Origin of the sequence: Proteiniborus sp. MB09-C3 (assembly GCF_030263895.1) — a bacterium.
Classification (GTDB): domain Bacteria; phylum Bacillota; class Clostridia; order Tissierellales; family Proteiniboraceae; genus Proteiniborus.
Map to the genome: position 1 here is coordinate 336,120 of NZ_CP127161.1, position 16,288 is coordinate 352,407.

Here is a 16,288-nt window from a genome sequence, read left to right on the forward strand (position 1 = left end):
TATATAGTTAAAGGAGTGAAGTTTTATGCTTAGCAGATTTTTTAATAAACCGCAATGTGAAGAATCAGAATGTATAGTCGAATATGTAGAGAACGCATTGAAGGGTAATAGAAATAACAGCCCTAACGTTAAATATCCTCTGCATGGTAAGGTATTGGGACATTTCGAAAGGCTACTTGATAATGAAGCAAAAATGTCTTCGGCTGCAAAGGAAATACTTAGTATAGTTAGCTCATTGAGTAGCTTTGATGTTGGCATGACTCACATTTCTCACCAATTAATGGACTTCGCAGGAGAAATGGCATCTGTAAGTGAATCTAATCTTGCAATTGTTGAACAGACAACTGCAAGCATGAACCAAGTAAATGACACTATAGAGACAACCTCAGAAACCTTAAATAATCTAGCAACAGAATCTGAAACATTAGTGAAAAAAAATGACGAAAGCATGCATCTGCTTATAGAGGTTCAATCACTTAAAGATAATGTTATACAAGATACTGGAATCATGAACGAAAAAATACAGCAGCTAGTGGATTTAGCAAAAGAAGTTGGCAAAATAGTTGATAGTGTACAAGCCATAGCAGAACAAACAAATCTTTTAGCATTAAATGCAGCCATAGAAGCAGCAAGAGCTGGTGAAAACGGGCGTGGGTTTGCAGTTGTAGCACAAGAGGTTCGAAAATTAGCTGATGATACAAAACACAATCTTGAAGGAATGAGGCAATTTGTAAGCAGTATTCATATTGCTGCCCAAGATGGAAAAGAAAGCTTAAGCAATACTATAACATCTACTGGCCAAATGAGTGAAAAAATAGAATTAGTATCTAATACCGTTAGTAGAAATGTAGAAGCACTAAACAGTGTAATTGAGGATGTAAATTTAATCCATACATCTATGCAGGGTATAAATATTGCAGCTAATGAGATTAATCAAGCCATGGAGTCTTCAAGCAATGATGCAGAAAGACTTAGCTACATGACTCAAAGCATACATAAAGAAGCAGTACAAAGTGTGGAGTTTGCTGGGCAGATATCCCAAATAGATAATCAACTGTCTGCAATAGTCCACGATATGTTTGAAGGACTTGAAGGTGGCTCTCATTCTATTAAAAATGAAGAATTACAAGATGTCATAAAAAAAGCAATGGAGGCCCATGTAAAATGGGTTGAGGGACTTAAAAAGATTGTAACTGAAATGCGCACGTACCCAATCCAGACTAATTCTAAAAGATGTGCATTTGGACATTTCTATCATGCTATTCGGATAAATCACTCAGCAATATCAAAGGAATGGGAACAGATAGATGTAATTCATCATGATTTTCATAATATAGGAAATAAGGTCATTGACGCTGTCAAGCAAAATGATGAATCTACTGCACAGCATCTCTATAGCGAGGCTGAAGAACTTTCAAAACAAATGTTGACCTTATTAGAAAAAGTCAACGGCAAAATAGGTCAACTCATTAAAGATGGAGTAAGTATTTTTTAATAAACATAAAGTACAAGGCTTATTTAAGTAAAGGGCAATCCAATCAAAAATTGCCCTTTCATTCTGTTTAGAGTGAATTATTCTCCATTTATTATTAATGGAACGTATAGTTCTATTCTATCTACATTTCTACCATCCTTGCCATATTACTAGTAGATTTCTATAAAGAGTTTGTTGACAAGTAAAGCTTTGGAACAGCCTTCATAATAACAGTTCTAGGCTTTTCAGCTGTTGTTATATAGAAGCATACACATACTTATAATTTTATTTCATTAAAATTAATTAACGATTTAATTCTGGATTTAATTTCATTAAGCTTATCTATATTCCTGGTATTTAAAACATCCATGTACATACTGACTCCAATTTTATATTCTAAGAGTTTATTTTCAATACAATACTCGATTACATAGATTAAATCTAAGCGTTTCAATCCCAATTTTATATTTTTTTGATACTTCTCCAATTAGCATACAATCCCTCCCTATAAATAGTATATATCCTTGAGTTAGCTACAGGTCAAGGACATTTAGCTATATTTATTAAATTTACTTAAATAGTATTCTATTTAAAAAGCTGAGAAAAAACATTCATTGCTAGAAAAAGTAAAAAGATGCAATAGACTATTTAACAAATCTACTGCATCCTTTTACAACTCTTTTGCCTCAAAAATAACATATATGAAAAATCAAATATATTATAAATCGAATCCATTTTCATTTAACTCGTCATCATTCAATAATTCTAACCTATATGATTAAAATATTTTGCTTAAGCCGCCTTACCTCTGATACTAGTATTAATGGTTAAAAAATACCCTAATGCATAGCAAATAACAATGATTATACTAAAAGTCAATAATCGAGGTAAATCTATTCTAGCACTTAGTATCCTCCCTAGAAAATCCACTATTGTGTTCCCTATAATGTTCCCTTTTCTACTAAACATAAAAAATGAAAAAACAATACCGAATACTATCCATATTTTATATCCAAATTTATAGTTTAACGCAGCTAACATATTCATTGCCGAAGCAAAGGTTAGATAGCAAATAAAAAGGGAAAATACAATGAAGATTATATTGTCTGTGTTAACATTAAACATAGTAAATTCTAACATGGGATTCCTATCAATTGCCTTAACAAGTATTGGATCTATCTTCATAAGTACTCCTTGTATCAATGAAAATAGAAAAACTACTGGAAGGCTGTTAGCTATTATGGATTTAAAGAAATCTTTACGAGTTACACTAAAGCTTATGGCTATAGGAAAAGTTTCATAATATATTAAGTAGCTATATGCTATAAAATAAACTGCTATTGCCATGAGATTAGACCCTACTACGGAAATTTCTATAACACCATTTATTTCTCTGCTTACTCCTACATTAGCATTAAATCCTAAATAGGAGTTAGAACTTCCATATAGGTTTATAAAATAAAATACTATATTGACTATTAATATTACTGCCCAAAAAGATATTACTGATTTTTTTGCATCTATATTTTGAAATTTAATAGCTCTTTTAAGACTATCCATTTATATAACCTCCTCTAAAATTGAATTTTCTGTAAGATATACAAACAATTTTTGAAGAGGTATTGGATTTATCTCTATATTATTCTCCTTAAGCCTCATCTTTTCTTCATTAGATAAATTATCAAATATACCTACTATAATAGATGAACCAAACTCTTCTTTGTGAATAATACTTTTATCTTTTATTAACGGAAAAATATTTTCAGGTTTTCCATTTAGAAAATATGCTTTTCCCATTAAATTATCTACTTCATCTTTGACATAAACACTTTCATTCTTTAATATGATTACTTCTTCAAATAAATTTGTTACTTCATCAATTAGATGAGTAGAAATGATTACAGTTCGTGGATTATTCTCTACATCCTCTAAAAGTGAATTGTAAAATTTATATCTAAAGGCAGCATCTAAGCCTAGTGATGGCTCATCAAAAATAGTTAGCTTTGACCTTGAAGCCAAGCCCACAATAAGCCCAACAATAGTTTGATTGCCACGTGATAGTTTATTATATTTCTTTCTTACATTGATATTAAATTCTTTTATTAAAAAGTTTTTATACTCCTCATCCCAGTCCTTGTAAAGAATCTTTGCTATTTCAAAAATTTTTCCTACTTTAATATCATCTACACCAATTCCCTTTTCTTTTACTATGCAAATATTTTCTAAAGCCTTAGAGTTTTCGAATATGTCTTCACCGTATAGCTTTAATTCACCACTGCTTTTCTCTATTTGGTTAGAAATTATGTTCAGTAATGTGGTCTTTCCAACACCATTTCTACCAAGCAATCCATATATTTTGTTTTCCTCTAATTTTAGATTTATATCAGTAAGTACTCTTGTACTGCCATAGTATTTGTATAAATTCTTAATTTCCAGCATCCTATTCCCTCTCCTTAAACTTTAATATATAATCCGAAATCTCTTCTATTGATATCTCAAGCCTGTGAGCTTCTCTTATTATTTCAGGCAATATTTCCTGAAAAAATGTGCTCTGCCTTTTCTTTAATATCTTTTTTCTTGCACCCTCAGCCACAAACATTCCCAGCCCTCTTTTCTTATATAATATTTCCTCATCTACAAGAATATTGAGTCCTTTTCTTGCAGTAGCAGGATTTATCTGGTAAACCTTTGCAAACTGATTAGTAGAAGGTGCTTGTTCTTCTTCCTTAAGACTTCCTAGCAGTATCTCATTTTCTATTATCTCTGCAATCTGTATATAAATTGACTTGTCTGAACTTAGGTCAAGCAAATCCTCACCTCCATTATTTGTTGCCTAGTTAGTTACTTATGCAACTAACTATATATCCCTTTGTGATTTTTGTCAATATGTTTAGAAAAATTCTTAAAAAATAAAAATAGAAATATAACTAAAACTTTTTGTTATGTTTATCCGTCTATAAAGTGTGAGACAATTAAGATACGTATCTAAAAAGGGGACCTCGTTTTATGAAAACTAAAGATATGGAAAAGATATTTTCAGATTATATTATAGAAAATAAAGAAAAATACTATAGGCTGGCATATAGTTACGTAAAAAATGAAGAAGATGCTTTAGATATAGTACAGGAATCTATATATAAAGCTATTTCATCGCTAAATACAATTCAAAACCCTGAGTACATAAAAACCTGGTTTTACAGGATTGTAATTAACACTTCTTTAGATTTTTTACGAAAGCAAAAAAAAGTCATAATAACAGATGATGAAACTTTAGAATTTTATAGTCCTGGGGCAGATGATAATTATCACGACATAGATTTGCAAAGGGCCTTAGAAGATTTGCCCCCTAATTATCGTAGCATAATAGTACTTAGATTTTTTGAGGACTTAAAAATAGAAGAAATAGCAGATGTTTTAGAGCTAAATGTAAACACAGTGAAAACCCGGCTATATTCTGCACTTAAAAAGCTACGGCTAAGCTTAGAAGAATAATATTTAGGAGGCAGCAGTTTATGAATAATAAAGAAATTCAAAAGTTAAAAAAGCAATATATGGATGTACCTATTCCTGATGAATTAGATTTTATCGTAAAAAAAACTTTAAAAAATGGAGGAATGAAAGTTATGAAAAAGAATAATAAATATAAATGGATTGGTGCAACTGCCGCAGCAGCAGTAATATTTACTGCAAGCGTTAATATCAGTCCAACATTTGCAGATACTCTATCAGGAGTTCCAGTTATAAAAGATATAGTCAGTGTACTTACTTTTAGAGAATATAAAGTAGATGAAGACAATTACAATGCTAATATTAAAGTACCAGCTATAGATGGCCTAGGAAATAAAGATTTGGAAAACAGCCTAAATGAAAAATATATTGAAGAAAACAAAAAATTATATGAAGATTTTATGGCTGAGGTAGAAGACTTAAAGGCTTCTGGTACAGAAGGACATTTAGGCGTAGATAGCGGATATGAAGTAAAAACTGATAACGATAGAATTCTTTCAATAGGTCGTTATGTAGTAAATACTGTAGGCTCTTCATCAACAGTATATAAATTCGATACTATAGATAAGAAAAATGAAGTTTTAATAACTCTACCAAGCTTATTTAAGGATAACAGCTATGTTGACATCATCAGTGCAAATATCATAGAGCAGATGAAGGAGCAAATGAAAGCTGATGAAGGAAAGATTTACTGGGTTGAAGGTTTCGAAGATGCTATAGAGGTATTTGAAAAAATATCTTCAGATCAAAGCTTCTATATCAATGAAGAAAATAAATTAGTTATTTCATTTGATAAATACGATGTGGCACCAGGATATATGGGAGTTGTAGAATTTGAAATCCCTACAGATGCAGTTTCTGAAATATTGGTTAGCAATGAATATATAAAATAAGTTCCTTAAACGATTTTTCATGATTTGTTAAAAACTATATAAAAAATGAATATTAAGGGGTTATCTCAAATAAAAAGTAATTTTTAGAGATAACCCTTTAAATATTCCATACTTTATGATATGTTTTGTATTTCTTCCATAAAAGCACACCAACATCTTATATAGTTAATTCAGAAACATAGCAGCTGCTAATAATCTTATAAAACTAATATTTTTCTATCCTATTTCAATAGAACTAGAATATTATAGGTATTTGGTACTATCCTACTATTTTTACTTTTGCCGATATTTTAGATGAGGAGAATATTAATCTATATAGGGGGACGATGTTGTGAGCAAGGAAAATATAAAAAAGAAAGGAATTAGCTGGTTTAAATCAAATAATCATAGTCAGGATCAGTTAGTTGAAAATAATTCGGAGCAGCAAGCTGCAAAAGAGGAACAACTTCTCAATATAGAAAAGCATGAGCAAGCAAATGCCCAAAAGGATAGTTACTTATTTTCAAAGGATAATCAGGATAAAGTAGTATTAGATTTAATGGTTTCTTTAGAAAATATAGTTAAAGATCGCCAATTAATACTCTATAAAAACAAAGGATTGGAAGAACAATTATTTACTGCAAATGAGACAATTAGTCGTATTAAGCAAGACTTAATTAAAAAGGAACAGCTTCTACAAGAAAGTAATAAGGAAATCCTCAGATTAGAAGGCATTCTAACAAATAAGCAAATGAGCTATGATCAGCTGCTTGAAGATTATAAGGAATACCAGGACTCTTCAAACACAGAATATGAACAGATTTCAAACCAGCTCGAGATAGAAATTAATAAATACAACAAGCTTAACGAAGAATCTAAGAATACACAATATAAAAATATGCTAAGAATTAATGAGCTCGAGGAAGTAATTAGAAGCCTTGAAATAGAAAATCAGCGATATGAGCAACAGTATCAACAGATTCTTGATGAGAAATCTGAATTAATGCAGACCATAAATGATTTTACAGCACGTATGTCTTTCTCGTTCTCTCCAAAGCCATCTACTTCTAATTCAACAGATTCAAAATAAACGGCTATGAAAAATTTACCTTCAACTAAGGAAAGGAGGGCAACTATGTCAGACTATCGTGGAAAGCTACTTGAGCTAAAATCAATTGAAAATGAATCAGACAAATATTGGCTACATATAGAGCTTTATTTTTATCAAGATATTGAGATTCTCTGGAAAATTGATGAATATACAGCTGAAAACTTAAAATCAGCTGCTCAATTTGATAAAAAATATAAATATAGGTTATCCTTTAATAGTTTTTGGGACGTAACCCAAAATCAGCATAAAAGTATGTTGACACGTACATATCTCGATCAGAGTGATTCAATCTACTTCCCATGTTCAAAAGACTATATAGATAATTTAGCTGCTATCAAGCATAGTCAAGATATTAGTAATCTGGATAGATCAATCTTTACATTTATGGATTTGGTACCAGTTTATGAAAAGAATAAAGATGGAATTTTACAAGATGAAGGAAATACCTCTAAAAATTATAGTATTAAATTTATCCGGAAACCTCTTACTGTTATAGGCATCATATTCATCATATTATTTAGCTGTTCAGGCTTCATTTATTTGAATAAATTTGCATTTAATGAAAAAGTACTTGCTGAATCTATACAATTAGAGCAGTTAGAACAATTAGAAAATGACGTAGCTATAAAACAAAATGAAAATATGGAATTAGGGGACGATAGGATAATTGAGGAAGCTCTCTCTAATGAACCTGATATTCCTTTTATAGAAATTGATGAGACAATATCATACAGTATTCCAGAAGGGTATGTTGCTCTCACTTTTGACGATGGTCCTTCGCAGTATTCTATGGAAATTATGGAAGTACTAAAAAAATACGAGGTTGGGGGTACTTTCTTCTTTACTGGGTATAATGCCAAAAAATATCCGGATCACATTCGATATATCCAGTCAAATGGTTACTCTATTGGCAGTCATTCAATGAGTCATGTCAATATGGCAGCCCTTTCCTGCGAAGAGCAGGAAAAGGAACTTGTACAGTCTATTAAGTTACTTGAAGAAATAACCAATGACAAAGTAACTCTCTTTAGAGCACCTTATGGTTCTTTTGATAAGCATTTAAAGGATTTAATAAATGAAAATCAATACAAAATGATACTTTGGAACAATGACCCAAAAGATTGGAAGTCTCGTGATGCAGATAAAATATTTGATTCTATTAAAGCCTCCAATGTATCAGGTTCCATCATCCTTCTACATGAATCTCAAGCTGTTATTGATGCATTACCAAGGATAATTGAGTATTTGCAAGAACTAGACTTGAAAATTGTCAGCATAAAATAAATAAGCTTATATTTGATATTTGTTAAATTAGACTACTAGTTAAACTGAAGGGAAAAGCTAATTGAAGCTGTACGCTTCATAAGCTTTTCCCTTTACAATTATCTTTTTCTTCTCCTGTTTTGCACCTTTTATAATTTCTTTTATATCACCTAGCAATGTCATTTCCATTTTTGATTGGCAGCTAACCAAAGCGATGACACAGCAAAGAATCAATATATTGCCTTCCTATCAGATATGTCTTTTCAATTATTTAAGATATTTTTCTAGACAAGACCTGCAAATACATGCTTTCCCTTTTTTATCATCAGGAATCAAATCCAATACATGTTTGGGAAACTTCACAGTCTCACACCAGCATGACCCTTGACCATGCTGACAATTATTGTCCTGTCCACAAAGAGGACAAATTTTTTCCGTTTCTTTTAAATTCACTAATATCACCCTTCTTATATTTTTAATTCTATTGCATTAGCATATTCCACAATCGTTTATGCCCATAATAGTCCTATTTCCCTTGAAAATTACAGATATATTTTAAGTTATAAACATAAGACTTAAAATGCTCTAGCGTCATCTTTTGAAAGAAGCTTCTTAATTTCTTCCATGTAATGATTATTTAACCTCAGTCTCCAGCCATAAAAACTTATGTAATTTGTTTCTTCAAAATATCTTCTATTATTGTCAATATAATCATCTAGACTATTAGCATTCTCATATTTTTTCAATAAGCTATTCAAGTTAAACTTATTATTCCTATAATTAACTAAATCATTTACAAAATTGTCTATTTCGTCATATCTTTTTAATGTCATTACAAAGCATCCAAATTCATGCTCTGTTATACCATTTGAGCTCCCTGTCTTTTCTTCTAACCTATTCAAAAAATGGAGTGTCCCAATATATGGCTTTATATTTGCTCCATTTGCAGTAATTTTCCACTTTGACAAACCTATCGTTAATGCGTCCTTTAAACTATATTCTCCACTTATCAATTTCTTTCCTGATTTGCTTATTTTAATTTTATCTGATTCTAGTTTAACAAATCCTAGTTTTTTTAATGGATTAAATGATACTCTTCCCCTCATAGACTTGCCTATATATCTTGCTTTATCATAAATATCTTTAGCTTCTTCGTAAGATATTTGTTCGTTTTTCAATGCAGGATGAACAATGTCAGGTCTATACTTTTTTTCTTTAATCAGTAGTATTTGATACTCATTCTGTGTTGCTTCATCCCAATATTGACCTTCTAATTGACTAATAACTTCTAGAAAACCTAGTATCCTATTAGGATTTCTAAGCGTAGTTGATACATTCCATATTTTTCTCATCGCTATACCCCCTAAACATTTTTCCCTTGTAACCCCATAAAATTTCTATATTCATTTTTTGTCGTTAGTATAATTTCTAGAAAAAGATATAGAATTTAAATTCTATATCTGATACACTGCCTCCTTTCTTTAAAAATAATCTTCTTAGTTTGCATTCCAATTAGCAAAAAAGTCTGCAGCAAAATATTTTCTTTTGCTAAAATTCTTTGTTTTATATATTAAACCCTATCTATTTGCTGTATACTTAAAGTCCACCCCTATTCCCAAACATTCCATATGTTCATTATACACTATTCATATAATAATGACTTCTATGGAAGTATTAATAGATTGAGGAAGCCTTTACTGAAACCCACTTTATAGAAGGTTAAAATTAAGGAAAATCAAGATTTCCCCATGGGATGCAAAAAATCCCCTAATGTCATAAGGGATTTATAATCAATAATTTGTTATCAACACTTCAACTGTTTTAGCTTTTTTATTATCTTCTTTTTTCTGATAATTAGAATTATTGTAATTGAAATTCAAATAGTGAATATTATATTTTTTACTCCATTCTTTCAAAATACAATTAGATTTCCCATCATGTTCTAGAACATTTGATAAGGCAAACTTTATTTTATTACTATTTATATAGTCAAGAATTTCTAGTAAAAGCTTCTCTTTTTCCTCATTCCAGCCGTCTTGCTCTGTGTATGTAGCAGTAGTAATTAGATATGGCGGATCAGCATAAATAAATGCATCTTTTCTGCAAAATTTACTAAAATCTATTTCTCCAAAATCATTTAACTTAAATAATATGTCTTTTTCTTTTATTCTATCTATAAAACTGGATAGTTTTTTTTGGAGATTACTATTAAAATCTCTTTTCCCTACAGGTATATTGCACTCGCCTTTTTTATTGAATCTTATTTGATTATTGAAGGAATAGATTACAATTGTATAGAAAAGAATGTCGTAATAAGAATTATCTTCATCCCTATTATTATAGTCATTCCTCATTTTTAAAAATCTGTCTTTATTGTATTTTCCTAAACCACTAGAGCTATTACAATCATAATATTCATAGCCATTTAGATCAGAATTTGAAAGCTCATATTCATCAATTACGTTATAAATTGTATTAAAAATATAGTCCTTTTCAAGCCTTTTTAAAGTATCAAATAAGCTTATCAATTGTTTTTGATTATCTATAGAAATAACACTGTTAGCATTTACATTAACTCCTACATTATTTCCCCCTGAAAATAAGTCAATAAAAGTATCTATACTATTAGGGAATATAGGTATTAACTGTTTTAGCAATTTATATTTTCCACCAGTATAATTTAATGGTGATTTAATCAAATCATTGAAATTTTGATTCAAGAAAATTCTCCTTTCTTACTTGCACTTGCACAAAAATAGTCTTTCTCGATGGTCTTGTAAATCAGTTTTTCCAGTAGTAAAATATTGATGCTCTGTGTCAAACACCTTTACCTCCCCTCTACTTTTTAATGAGTCAATAATTTCTTCGTCACTAATTTTAGCATTAGATCTACCATTCCCTTTTTTAGCCATATTGTTATAGGAAACTAAAATATATTTTGAATTAACATTCGCAACTAGATCATCAAAAGCTTGAGGAGCTTTTATAGTACAGTATTTGCTCTTTATATGACTTCTATCTATCATCTTCTTAGCTACACCTACTACCTCTGGCTTCTCCCACTTTGCTATATTTTCTAATAGATGATATGCATCAGAATACTGCCTTGAATTATAGGGAGTATCTATGTATACTATATCACTGTGAATTTTCCTCACGAGCCTGTTCGCATCCTCTCTATATATTTCATTGCTTTTATTAATATCATTATTTATTGCTGGTACTTGAAGCTTTAGAGACTGAGTAGTATCTAGATTTCGCCTAAATGCATCGTAATGACCACAAGTATTTGCTACCTTATCCATAGCATATAGTAAGGATGTAATCAAAATTGCCTTTTCTCTAAAAGTAAGTGTAGGGGAAATCAACTCTATTTCTTCTCTTATTGCTCCAATTTTCCTTGCATTTTCCGCAGTGAAATATTTATCTCCAAAATTTCTAGAAACATAGTTTTCTTTTTTAGCTGATATATTATTGAATTCATTTATGTATCTATGTATTTTGTTAGAATTATATTCTTCATTGCTAAGCCAAGTATAATAAGCTAAATAATTCGAATATAAAATATCATTTACAATAACCTTAACTCCTTTAGAGTTAAAGGCATAACTTACTATTCCTGTACCTCCAAAGATATCCGCAAATACCCTGATATCTTTGCATTCATTAGCAACAATATCCTTTATAAAAGGTATTAATTTATACTTACTTCCTAGATATCTTCTATTCTTTATATGTAATTTCTCATTTTTCGAAATTCTAACTTTTTTTATTCTATTTGTTTTACTTTTATTTTCCTTTACTTGTTCTATTTCATCCATTATATTTTCTGTCCATAATCTCCAGCCCCTCCAATCTCTTTCTGGATCAGATATTAAGCCATTTTTAGTCCAGTTGTATAATGTTTGTCTTGTTATGTCATATTTCTCTAAAACATAAGAAGTCTTATAAGTTTTCGGTACAATGTCCATGTATTTCTCTCCTCTATAGAAATATGCATCTAATGCATCTTTTTGATTTTTACTATTTAATTCTAACATAGATTTCTTATGCACTCAATATATTAGCTAGAAGCAAAGCTATTTTTAACAGGGCCTATATTCTTTCAAATTTATTTGATTTATGTTTTCTTATAATAGCAAAACCTTTAATCCCGTTCTTGACATTCTAATTTATTGATTATCTCCACATAAGCTATCTCTAGCATTTTCTTCTTCCAACCTCAATCATAAAAAAACAGCCTACGAAAGTAGTATCTATCTCATTACTTTCATAGACTATTTTTTTCTCCATCATATTATATTCTGGCAATCAGAAGTATACCCTGCATCTATGCTGTAATCTTCGCATTTGCTGCACTAATATGAGAGCTTTGCTCAGAATCTAAATATTGGTTTGAACGCAGTATTTGTATCCGTTCTCTTAGCTTTCCTGTTTCTTTATTGATTCAACCAAGCCAGATTAGCTTTATGATACTCCTCGAACTCTTTGGACTTTATTTCTATAATCCCACCAGATATAACCTTTTTCACATAATCAAGATTATCTCTAATCAAGTCCTTATTCTCACAGTCGGTATGTCCTCCAATGATAATATCCGCATCTATTTTTAGATAATCTTCTAACGTACTCATATATTGATTAAGGTCTTTTGACATAGTATAAGGTATAGGTCTCTCCAAATTATCACCAGCAAATAAAACTCTATTCTTCATATCTAAAACTGATATCCCATCATCTGTGTGTCCAGGAGTATAGTAAATAAGAACACTATCTTCTTCAAATAATATTTTGTCAGTAAAGGTTAAGTTAGGATATGTTATAGTAACCTGACCTTTCTGATATTTCTCAAACTTTTCAAGTGCTTTTAATCCATCCTGCTCCATATATTTTTTGCATTTTTCATGAGCTATAATAAATGAAGAAGAATATAAACTATTTCCCCATACATGATCCCAATGGCTGTGGGTATTTATAACAATAATTGGCTTACTTCCAAATGAATCCTCTATGTATTGATTAACTAATTTCATTATGTCAGGCCCCAAGTAAGTATCTACTATGTAGATATAATGATCTCCTTGAATTATGTATACATTTGTAGGAATACCTAGATCATGAAATGTAAAGAGAATACCTCTGTTCCTAATTTTTTTTATATTCATACTGACCTCCTATATATATTAATAACATTATTTTACTCTACATTCATAAAAAGTTTTCGTACTTATGCCTCAGTTTACTACGGTGAAATAGTCTATTTAATCTATTCATTTTAATAATATACCATATCCTGTTAATTATCAATTTGAAATCCATAATACAATCAGCTTTTCAAATATATTGCTTAAAATAAAATAATAATATAATCTTAATAATATTATCTTGACAATATTGTATGTCATACAGTATATTGAATATGAGGTGATTATATGAATACTATCGATGAACTAATGAGCTCTCTTATTGTTGAACTTAGACGAGGAACACTGGTGCTTTCAGTTCTTAGTCAGCTTAGTAGTCCTGAGTATGGTTATTCTCTTGTTCAAAAATTAGAAAATAAGAATGCACCAATTGAAGCAGGAACACTCTATCCACTACTTCGTCGATTAGAAAAACAACAGCTTTTAATAAGCAATTGGGATACTACGGAAAGCAGACCACGTAAATTTTACGTTTTAAGTGATGAAGGAAAACAAGTATACGAACATTTGAAGAGTGAATGGAAAAGTCTTTCAATGCAATTAGAAAAATTATTAATGGAGGATGATGATAATGAAGCTGATTGATCGTTATATTTATGCTGTCACTGAGCATTTTCCAGCCGATTCTCGTGATGACGTGGATAAAGAACTACGTGCAAATATAGAGGATATGCTGCCTGACAATGCAACAGAAGACGATGTTCGTATAATACTTGAAAAGCTTGGCAGTCCAATAAAGCTTGCAGATGAATATTGTCAAACGAAAAGGTATTTAATAGGGCCTAGCCTCTATGATAGCTACGTTTCCGTTCTTAAGCTAGTATTAGGTATTGTTGCAGCTGTGCTTGTAAGCATCTCTCTGCTTGATATGGTCTTTACTCCCTCAGGCAATACTGGATTATTTGAGATATCAACTAGTGGCTTTGTAAATATATTCGTAGATGTTTTCGTAAATATTATAGTTTCTGCAATTCAAGGAATAACTCAAGCATTTTTATGGGTGACATTAACCTTTATAATATTAGAGCGAACTAGGATTAATGAAGGTAATTTACCCTTTGCTAATAAAAAATGGTCAATTGATGATTTACCTTCGTTACCTATACCTGATAAAAAGAAAATCTCACGAGGAGAGACAATATTCTCCATGTCCTGTACTGTATTCTTTACTGCCCTATTTTGTCTTAAGCCGGAGCTTATTGGATGGTATACGAAAGGTAGTGATGGATTAATCCTTCACGAGCCATTAATTGTAGTTGAACGTCTGCAATACTATATTCCCATAATCATGCTCCTTGCCATCGTTCAACTTTGTATTTTTGTCTATAAGTTTATTGTTATGAGATGGAATCTTCCTTTAGCTATTGCTAATGCCATTCATAATATAGCATCATCTGTACTTGTTTATGTAATGGTAGGCGATACTACTTTATTCAATCATAGACTTGCAGCTAATATTACTGAGCATGCAGGAGCTTCTGCTTCTAAAGTTATATTAACGTTGGCTCCAAGGTTTGTAATAATTTTCATTGGAATTTGTATCTGGGATAGCATTGCAGGTTTTATGAAATGTAAAAAATAGTGCATTTTGAACGATTCTTTTTGCATTCATATTTTGAATTATATAATCCTGCAAACTTTATATCAATCCATTTAAGAAGATATAGGTAAGTATTTGTTTTAAATAACTTTTGTTCATCTATAAGCATCCTTTTTAACTTATTAACAAAATTATTATAAAAAGGATGCTTATATTATGAAATCCATATTTTCTCTTACAAAACTATTTTCTGAAATAAGCCACCTGCTGCTGATATGTACTCATTCCTATATTGTTTAATACTCATACTCCTTTTTCACCCCTAGTTACAATACTCTGGTTTATATCCCAAAAACAGATTAGTAGAGATTGTATTTATTTAGTTCTAATGAAGTAGGAATCAAAAGGTACTATGGTTTTGTTTTCTAATTCTGTAAACCCCTGATTTTTCAAAGCAGCAATTCTTTGCTTTGCCTCAGGAATGGCTTTCGTTATAATATGTTCAACTTCAAAGTCATCATAAAAATCATCAGATATTGTATCTATTATTTCCATAATAAATCCCTCTTTTTCGTACTTTGAAGCAAGATCAAGCCTTAACACACCTATCTTGGAAAATTCACTGGTAGTTACCTGTTTTGCAAAGAATTCAATAGTACCAATTGCTTTGCAATTTAGTTTATCTACAATACTAAAGCGAATATAGTATTGCTTACTATAATGGTCAAGCCAAAATTTAATGCAGTTTTTCATTTCATCCAAGGATTTGTAATTAAACTTACTAGTACAATTATCACTATTAAACAATCTAATAGACATAGGATCTGAATAGCATTCAAGTAAATCTTCCGCATCTTTTTCATCAACCATTCTAAAAATAAACTGTTTAGTCTCATAGACCGGGCATTTTTGATATGGATTTTCTTTTTTTCTTAGTAAATGCAATATTTGCTCTTCACTATCTAAAATATCATAATCTCCCTGTGTACCATCTGCTTTATGATATTGGATACCTTGCTCATAATTTCTCTTTAAATACGTAGCTAAGCTATGCAGTCCTTCATCTTTAGCACATTGAAGAAATACCCTGTTTCGTTTATTTTTGAAGATCCTCTTTTCGCAAGGAAACTCACTACATTCCCAGCACCCATTTATACTTCTAGTTTTTGCACATTCCTTAATTGAGCATCCATCACATTTTTCTCTACATCCCTTACATTGACCTGTTTTACCAGCACTACAAAGTTTACACACAAGCCCACAATAAGCAATGCTATCTTTTATTTCTTCTATCGAATATGTCATAAAAAATCCCCC

General features: G+C 30.6%; 18 protein-coding genes. 7 read left to right on the forward strand and 11 right to left on the reverse strand.

The features are described 5' to 3' along the window. Positions 1–25 precede the first annotated feature (25 nt). Positions 26–1,495, forward strand: a complete 1,470-nt coding sequence (locus QO263_RS01565; protein WP_285625641.1) for a methyl-accepting chemotaxis protein — start codon at positions 26–28, stop codon at positions 1,493–1,495. Between the two features lie 256 nt (positions 1,496–1,751). On the opposite strand, the gene QO263_RS01570 is transcribed toward QO263_RS01565, so the two are convergent. The 4 genes from QO263_RS01570 to QO263_RS01585 form a co-directional block, all read right to left on the reverse strand. Next, positions 1,752–1,961: a hypothetical protein gene (locus QO263_RS01570; RefSeq protein ID WP_285625643.1), complete on the reverse strand. Its 210-nt coding sequence runs from the start codon at positions 1,959–1,961 to the stop codon at positions 1,752–1,754. Positions 1,962–2,266: 305 nt separating this feature from the next. Then, positions 2,267–3,034: a hypothetical protein gene (locus QO263_RS01575; protein WP_285625647.1), complete on the reverse strand. Its 768-nt coding sequence runs from the start codon at positions 3,032–3,034 to the stop codon at positions 2,267–2,269. Beyond that, a complete protein-coding gene (locus QO263_RS01580; protein WP_285625650.1) occupies positions 3,035–3,913 on the reverse strand; it encodes an ATP-binding cassette domain-containing protein in 879 nt (292 codons plus the stop codon). 1 nt (position 3,914) lies between these two features. After that, complete coding sequence (locus QO263_RS01585) at positions 3,915–4,283, reverse strand: GntR family transcriptional regulator (RefSeq protein WP_285625652.1); 369 nt, start codon at positions 4,281–4,283, stop codon at positions 3,915–3,917. A gap of 197 nt (positions 4,284–4,480) precedes the next feature. Here QO263_RS01585 and sigV point away from each other — a divergent pair, with 197 nt between their 5' ends. The 4 genes from sigV (at position 4,481) to QO263_RS01605 (ending at position 8,248) form a co-directional block, all read left to right on the forward strand. Next, positions 4,481–4,966, forward strand: a complete 486-nt coding sequence (gene sigV, locus QO263_RS01590) for an RNA polymerase sigma factor SigV (RefSeq protein ID WP_285625655.1) — start codon at positions 4,481–4,483, stop codon at positions 4,964–4,966. Between the two features lie 20 nt (positions 4,967–4,986). Further along, positions 4,987–5,874: an anti-sigma-V factor RsiV gene (rsiV, locus tag QO263_RS01595; RefSeq protein WP_285625657.1), complete on the forward strand. Its 888-nt coding sequence runs from the start codon at positions 4,987–4,989 to the stop codon at positions 5,872–5,874. A 331-nt stretch (positions 5,875–6,205) separates the two neighbouring features. After that, entirely contained in the window at positions 6,206–6,943 is a 738-nt protein-coding gene (locus QO263_RS01600) for a coiled-coil domain-containing protein (protein ID WP_285625660.1), read from the forward strand. Positions 6,944–6,988: 45 nt separating this feature from the next. Then, on the forward strand, positions 6,989–8,248 hold the full coding sequence (locus tag QO263_RS01605) for a polysaccharide deacetylase family protein (protein ID WP_285625664.1): 1,260 nt from the start codon (positions 6,989–6,991) through the stop codon (positions 8,246–8,248). Positions 8,249–8,305: 57 nt separating this feature from the next. Here the strand turns inward: QO263_RS01605 and QO263_RS01610 are convergent, their stop codons facing one another. The 6 genes from QO263_RS01610 to QO263_RS01635 all read right to left on the reverse strand — a co-directional run bounded on the left by QO263_RS01610 (position 8,306) and on the right by QO263_RS01635 (position 13,392). Further along, positions 8,306–8,461 (reverse strand): hypothetical protein, encoded by a 156-nt coding sequence (locus tag QO263_RS01610; RefSeq protein WP_285625667.1) that lies wholly within the window; start codon positions 8,459–8,461, stop codon positions 8,306–8,308. Positions 8,462–8,494: 33 nt separating this feature from the next. After that, positions 8,495–8,689, reverse strand: coding sequence for a cysteine-rich CWC family protein (locus QO263_RS01615; RefSeq protein ID WP_352169193.1), 195 nt, complete (start codon positions 8,687–8,689; stop codon positions 8,495–8,497). Positions 8,690–8,802: 113 nt separating this feature from the next. After that, the gene (locus QO263_RS01620) at positions 8,803–9,579 is read right to left on the reverse strand and encodes an AlwI family type II restriction endonuclease (protein ID WP_285625672.1); all 777 of its coding nucleotides are present in this window, start codon (positions 9,577–9,579) and stop codon (positions 8,803–8,805) included. A gap of 438 nt (positions 9,580–10,017) precedes the next feature. Beyond that, positions 10,018–10,947: a Dam family site-specific DNA-(adenine-N6)-methyltransferase gene (locus tag QO263_RS01625; RefSeq protein ID WP_285625675.1), complete on the reverse strand. Its 930-nt coding sequence runs from the start codon at positions 10,945–10,947 to the stop codon at positions 10,018–10,020. 15 nt (positions 10,948–10,962) lie between these two features. Further along, positions 10,963–12,267 carry a DNA adenine methylase gene (locus tag QO263_RS01630; RefSeq protein WP_285625678.1) on the reverse strand — a complete coding sequence of 435 codons (1,305 nt, stop codon included), beginning with the start codon at positions 12,265–12,267 and terminating at the stop codon, positions 10,963–10,965. Between the two features lie 399 nt (positions 12,268–12,666). Then, the gene (locus QO263_RS01635) at positions 12,667–13,392 is read right to left on the reverse strand and encodes an MBL fold metallo-hydrolase (protein WP_285625681.1); all 726 of its coding nucleotides are present in this window, start codon (positions 13,390–13,392) and stop codon (positions 12,667–12,669) included. A 267-nt stretch (positions 13,393–13,659) separates the two neighbouring features. Between QO263_RS01635 and QO263_RS01640 the strand changes: the two genes are divergently transcribed. Both QO263_RS01640 and QO263_RS01645 read left to right on the forward strand, forming a co-directional pair. Beyond that, entirely contained in the window at positions 13,660–14,016 is a 357-nt protein-coding gene (locus QO263_RS01640; protein WP_285625683.1) for a PadR family transcriptional regulator, read from the forward strand. Next, positions 14,003–15,013, forward strand: a complete 1,011-nt coding sequence (locus tag QO263_RS01645; protein ID WP_285625686.1) for an HAAS signaling domain-containing protein — start codon at positions 14,003–14,005, stop codon at positions 15,011–15,013. The genes QO263_RS01640 and QO263_RS01645 overlap by 14 nt, the downstream gene beginning before the upstream one ends. A gap of 333 nt (positions 15,014–15,346) precedes the next feature. On the opposite strand, the gene QO263_RS01650 is transcribed toward QO263_RS01645, so the two are convergent. Beyond that, positions 15,347–16,276 (reverse strand): GNAT family N-acetyltransferase, encoded by a 930-nt coding sequence (locus QO263_RS01650; protein ID WP_285625688.1) that lies wholly within the window; start codon positions 16,274–16,276, stop codon positions 15,347–15,349. Positions 16,277–16,288 lie beyond the last annotated feature (12 nt).